This window comes from Streptomyces sp. NPDC097981 (assembly GCF_040302565.1).
Taxonomy (GTDB): Bacteria; Actinomycetota; Actinomycetes; order Streptomycetales; family Streptomycetaceae; genus Streptomyces.
In genome coordinates this window covers 1-1,524 of record NZ_JBEORW010000182.1, presented here as the reverse complement: position 1 = coordinate 1,524, position 1,524 = coordinate 1, and the positions used below count along the sequence as shown (strand labels likewise).

At 71.8% G+C, this 1,524-nt stretch carries 1 protein-coding gene; it reads right to left on the bottom strand.

Features of this window, described 5'->3' with window-relative positions; all coding sequences use genetic code 11:
- Window positions 1-159: 159 nt before the first annotated feature.
- Entirely contained in the window at window positions 160-1,194 is a 1,035-nt protein-coding gene (locus ABTY04_RS40925) for a threonine ammonia-lyase (RefSeq protein WP_352218509.1), read from the bottom strand.
- Window positions 1,195-1,524 lie beyond the last annotated feature (330 nt).

The window sequence follows — 1,524 nt, the reverse complement described above, 5'->3', positions numbered from 1 at the left end:
GGTCGGGCTGGGGCTGGACGGCGGCACCAACGACAGCTCGGACTTCCACGCGCTGATGAAGACGGCCATCGGCCTGCAACGCGCCCGCGCGACGGCCGACGAGGATTTCGTCGGGGCGTTCGGTCCACCCTCGATCTCTTGGTGTACGGGCTGCGGGCTTCAGCGCGCCGCGGTGTGCAGGGCCGGGACTTCGTGGTCGGCCAGCAGTGACGTCACCAGGCTCGGTTCGACGTTGCCGCCGCTGAGCAGGACCCCGACGTCGGTGCCGTGTCCGGACGCATGCTCCAGGGCCGCGGCGAGCGCGGTCGCCGCGGCCGGCTCGATGACCAGCCGCGCGTGCAGGAACGCGGCGCGCAGCGCGTCGGCGATGGCGGTCTCCGACACCGTCACGACGCCGCTGACCGCCCGGTGCGCGAGGTCGAAGGGCAGAGCGCCGATCCGGTCGGGGCGCAGCCCGTCGGCGATGGTCGGGCCGGCGGGCACGGTCACCGGCCGACCGGCGCGCAGGGCCTCGGTGAAGGCGGGTACGGCCCGCGGCTCGGCCCCGATCACCGCGACGTCCTGCCCCGTGGCCGCCAGAGCGGCGCCGGCGACGGCGCTGCCGCCGCCGATGGGCACGATCACTGCGTCCAGCTTCCCGCCTTGCGCGGCGACCTGGCCGATCAGCTCGGCCGTGGCGGTTCCCTGTCCCGCGACCACATGGGGGTTCTCGTACGGATCGATGACGTCGTAACCGTGCAGCTCGCGCAGTTCCTCCACCACGGCGACCCGCTCGGCGAGCACCGTCCCGGCCGTCACCACGTCGGCACCGGCCTCCCGGATCCGGCGGATCTTGGCCGGTGCGGCGTCGGAGGGGAGCACCACGACCGTGGGCAGCGCGTACTCGCGGGCGGCGAGCGCGACCGCGATGGCGTGGTTGCCGGTGCTCTGCGCGATCACGCCCCGGCTTCCCGAGGCGGCCAGCCGCTCCAGGGCCAGCAGGGCACCCCGGACCTTGAAGGACCCGCCGCGCTGCAGGTTCTCCGCCTTGAGCCACAGCCGCGCGCCGCAGAGCGCGTCCAGTTGGTCGGAGCGAAGGACAGGGGTCTTCCACACCCGGCCGGTCAGCCGGCGCGCTGCTTCGTCGATGTCACCGCGGTCCAGCCTCGGTGACCTGGTGTCGGTGGCAGCCACGCTGCCTACGGGCTCGCGCACAGCGCCCGTCTCCCTCCTGATCGGACAGCTCGTTCCGCTGTCTGCGGGTACGTGGTCACGTGAATTCGCGGCGGTCATGAATTTCCTGTGAAGCGCCACGCATTCGATGCCGTGTGCCGTTTTCGAGCGACGGCGGAAATGCCGGAGCGACGGCTTTCGGTAAACCCCTCGACGGGGGTAGAGATCTCGTCATCCTGGCACGCGTACCTTTGCCGCGAAAGGTCTGGAAGGCACGCGTGAACGCGCGGACGCGACGACCATCAGGTCGTCGCCCAGGCCCGGGGCTATGTCCAGGTCGTGATCGAGGATCACGACGTTCGTCGGGTGCTT